Origin of the sequence: Ferruginibacter sp. (genome assembly GCF_031430955.1) — a bacterium.
In the GTDB taxonomy this organism is placed as follows: domain Bacteria; phylum Bacteroidota; class Bacteroidia; order Chitinophagales; family Chitinophagaceae; genus Ferruginibacter.
On record NZ_JANPCM010000489.1, the window covers coordinates 1 to 3,665 of the forward strand.

Here is a 3,665-nt window from a genome sequence, read left to right on the forward strand (position 1 = left end):
TGTGTTGAAATAAAGTGCATGAAAACCATTTGCTGTATTATCGCTTCCTGTTGTGTTAGTATAAAGAGCATTAGCTCCATTGGCGGTATTAAGATATCCGGTTGTGTTGGAGTAAAGTGCCCTAGCACCATAGGCGGTATTATAATTTAGTGTTGTATTGTTAAAAAGAGCTTCAAATCCATTGGCGGTATTGTAATCGCCTGTTGCGTTTGAATAAAGTGAACGAATTCCATTGGCGGTATTGTTATTGCCTGTTGTATTGTTAAAAAGAGAGCCAGTTCCATTGGCAGTATTACCAAATCCTGTTGTATTTGAGTAGAGTGAGCTATCTCCATTGGCAGTATTATAACTGCCTGTGGTATTAAAATGAAGTGCAGAAACGCCATTGGCAGTATTATTATTTCCAGTTGTGTTGGAAAAAAGTGACCGGTAACCAGTAGCCGTATTTTGTATTCCCGAAATATTTTGAGAAAGCGCATTATTTCCGGTAGCGGTATTTCTATTACCGAGGGTGTTTGAGTAAAGTGTACCTACTCCATTGGCAGTATTTTGAAATCCGGTTGTATTAGAGAAAAGTGCCGCTCCTCCAATTGCTGTATTTTCGAGGCCGGTACTTAAAGGGTTTAACGCATCTGTTCCAATAGAAGTATTCAACAATCCTATTCTACCTGCCCTTACATTATTTCTCTTAAAAATTACATCATTATTATCCGTAGTGCCAATAAAATTATTTGCTGCAGTTGTACCTGCATTTCCATTTAATGCCCAACCAGTATTGGCACTTACGCCTTTCCAGGTTAATGATGCATTATCCCAATAATAAAAACCGGGTAAATTAGTTCCCGCAGTGGTGGTTAAAAAAACCATCATCCCGTTTTGGTTTACTGTTGGCGCAGCTGCAGGAAAAACATTTATTCTCGGTATCAATATACCTTCCTGGTTAGTGGGGGCAGCAGGGTTAGCTGCGGCAATTTGTAATTTTGCAGTTGGGGCGGTGGTACCAATACCGGTGTTTTGTGCCATGCTTTTATTGGTTAGCATCAGTACAATTAACAAACTGCAAAAAAGGAAAAGTGTAATTGATTTCATATTGATAAATTTTACTTACCAAAACTATTCAATACATAAACCTTAAAAATCCCCCGTTTATGGGGTTTTTGTAAAAAGTAAGAAAGGAGAAGTTTAGGGTAATTTTTTATTGGCACAACTTGTTCCGCTTTTACGGGAGATGCGACATACTCAATAACCTGCTGTTGCATATCTGCGCCAGATTGAGTATGCCTGAGCATAACGTAGCAACAATAATGGCAAACTTTGGGCTGTGTTTACTTTTGGCTGTATTATATGTGGTTGGTACGGCTAAGTTTATTGCTTGTCCTTCAATACCAACCACGACGAAGGAGTTATCTGGGAGAAGATGCGTCGGGAAAGAATTAAAGTGTTCGTATTTTACTTTCTTTAAAAATTTTACTTATTGCTTCTTCATATAATGTAAGTACGCAAAGTGATAGTGTTCCATTAAGCATGTGGGTATAGACCCTAATGGATCAAAGGCAGCAATTCCAGAATTATTTTTATAAACATACTTATTTATACCAGTCACATATCTATAGGAGTAAGGAGAAGGGATAGAAATATTATTACAGTTAGTATTAAGAACGGTTGATTGACCATTTAGGAGATTAATTTGGGAATGATATGTAATAAGGCCAGGATTAACAGGCTCTATAGTATCTAAAATTTTACCGAAAACATTTACCTTATCCAATACAACAGCAGATGTATAAACATAGGAAGGGGAAGTAATATTATAAGCCAATGTGCTGTAGCTATTTAATGTTGGGTTATATTCTCTAATAGAATCGCCAACCAACAACAATTTATTATTTCTAATATGTGCATTACCCTGAGATAAAAATGGCGTACTACTATTTGTTAAATCAGCAGACCAAGTGTTAGTAAGGGTGTTGTATTTGTAGAGTTTTTTTCCTAATTGTATTTGGTTGGTTACCGTCAAGTTTGTCGATGAGCCTCCAATAATATAAATATCTGTTCCCAATGCACAGGATGCGTGAAAAAAAGATGCAACTGGCATATTAGCAACAGCCGACCAAGTATTTGTTGTAAGATTATATTTAGCTCCATTATTGAAAAGGGTAGCTGGGTTGTATGCGTATCCGCCGAATATATAAATAGTATTACCAACTAGTGTTATAGATTGATGAGTGCGAATACTTAAAGGATTAGTACCAGGTAATTGACTCCATGCCTGTGTGCCAATATCGTATTGGTGCAATGTTCCATAAAAGTCGCAATAAATAATTTTATTGTTGTATTGCACACTTTCATAATTATAAATCTCCATTGGCTCATCTTGTGGATTTGTAGAAGATAAGCCTACCCATTGCCCTGGATAATTGGTATAGGTTGTGTCGTAATACTCGTCGGGAAGATTGCTTTGTCTAAATACATAAAACCCTGCCAATTTTATAGCTGCAGTATCCTGCGTCCGTGCAAGAATAATGGCTTTTGAAGGCAACCCTTCAAAACTTTTCCAATTTGTTCCATCACCTCCTTCAAACTTACCTGCATTAAAACGGATAGATCCCGGTTGGTTGGTGGCAGTGGTTCCAATTTTAACAGCACCACCCACATCTAATTTTTGCAACGGTACAGGTACACCAATACCTACATTTTGTGCATGCACTATAACAGTAAATAAAATAAATGCACCTGCAATAAATATTCTTTTCATTTTGATAATTTTTACTTACCAAAACTATTCAATACACAAACCTTAAAAATCCCCCGTTTATGGGGTTTTTGTAAAAAGTAAGAAGGAGAGGGTTAGACTAATTTTTCCCGAAAGGCTTTAGCCACTGCTTCGGCTTTGGAGTGTACATGCAGTTTTTCGTAAATATTTTTTACGTGGCTTCTTACAGTTTCGGTAGATAGAAAACGTTCGGCGGCAATTATCTTAAAACTTTTGCCGTCTGTAATACCGGTTAGTATATCTTGTTCCCTGGGAGAAAGATTAAATGATTCGGCTGTTTGGGTGGTTTGTTTTCTAAACATTTGTAATACCCGGGTGGCAATGCTGCCCGTCATGGGGGCGCCGCCATGCACAAAATCATCCAGGGCTTCCAGTAATTTTGCAGGGGGCGTTTTTTTTAAGAGGTAGCCACTGGCGCCGGCCATCACACTGCGGAATATTTTTTCATCATCTTCAAACACCGTAAACATTACCACTTCCACCGAAGGGTAATCTTTCTTTACCATCTTCACCGCTTCTATGCCATTAATGCCGGGCATATCAATATCCATCAGCAGCAGGCGGGGCATAAAAATTTCTGTTTGCTCCAGCAATGTACGCACATCATGCAGCGAAAAAACTACCTGGAAATTGCCACTGTTTTCCAGCAACAATTGCATGCTTTGCCGCAATACGTCGTTGTCGTCAACAATTCCTATTGTTGTCATGGCATAAAGGTTGGTTTATAATTTTCACCCAAACGGGGGATTGCAATACAAAAATATAAACACACCTTTATGCCATGACGACAATAGGTATTGTTGACGACAATGATGTATTGCGCCAAAGCATGCAATTACTGTTAGAAAACAGTGGCCGTTTTCAGGTAGTTTTTTCGCTGCATGATGTACGT

Annotated in this window: 3 protein-coding genes; all 3 read right to left on the reverse strand. The window is 38.2% G+C overall.

All coding sequences use genetic code 11. The features are described from left to right. Positions 1–1,089: hypothetical protein (locus ACY65O_RS13625; protein WP_462221408.1), on the reverse strand; the 1,089-nt coding region annotated here is incomplete at its 3' end. Positions 1,090–1,471: 382 nt separating this feature from the next. Further along, entirely contained in the window at positions 1,472–2,755 is a 1,284-nt protein-coding gene (locus ACY65O_RS13630) for a Kelch repeat-containing protein (protein WP_462221409.1), read from the reverse strand. Positions 2,756–2,847: 92 nt separating this feature from the next. After that, positions 2,848–3,480 (reverse strand): response regulator transcription factor, encoded by a 633-nt coding sequence (locus ACY65O_RS13635; protein WP_462221410.1) that lies wholly within the window; start codon positions 3,478–3,480, stop codon positions 2,848–2,850. Positions 3,481–3,665: the final 185 nt, after the last annotated feature.